This window comes from Hungatella sp. SL.1.14 (genome assembly GCF_024460495.1).
Taxonomy (GTDB): domain Bacteria; phylum Bacillota; class Clostridia; order Lachnospirales; family Lachnospiraceae; genus Hungatella; species Hungatella hathewayi.
In genome coordinates this window covers 1-437 of sequence record NZ_JANFYJ010000124.1, presented here as the reverse complement: position 1 = coordinate 437, position 437 = coordinate 1, and the positions used below count along the sequence as shown (strand labels likewise).

At 49.2% G+C, this 437-nt stretch carries 1 pseudogene; it reads left to right on the top strand.

Going from position 1 to position 437, the window contains the following annotated elements:
* Window positions 1-92: 92 nt before the first annotated feature.
* Window positions 93-437 (top strand): annotated as a pseudogene (locus NE473_RS30260) (ABC transporter transmembrane domain-containing protein); the annotation flags it as partial.

Here is a 437-nt window from a genome sequence, read left to right as displayed (position 1 = left end):
CAAAACGGAATGACTGCTGCAACACTGCGGAAAAAGAATGGATATAATCTTTACTGTATCCTTTTCTCACTTTTCCGTCTGGAAATTCGCCATTGGCCCATCAGCTTCCGGACCTGGCCGGGGCTGTTGTAACGCCTGTCGCTGTTCTCGTGCTTCTTCTGGTCTTTGACTGGAGATTTGGCCTGATCAGCCTCGATCCTATGGGTGTGGGCGTATTTTTCTTAAGCCGCATGATGGGAACCGGGATGGCGGAGTGTATGCGGCAGTATCAGAATGCCCTGGAAGATATGAATAACGAAGCGGTGGAGTATGTCCGGGGAATTCCGGTGGTTAAGACGTTTCAGCAGAGTATATTTTCGTTTAAGAGCTTTCACAATTCGATTCTACGGTATCGGGACTGGGCGGTGTATTATACCATCTCCCTGCGCATTCCCATG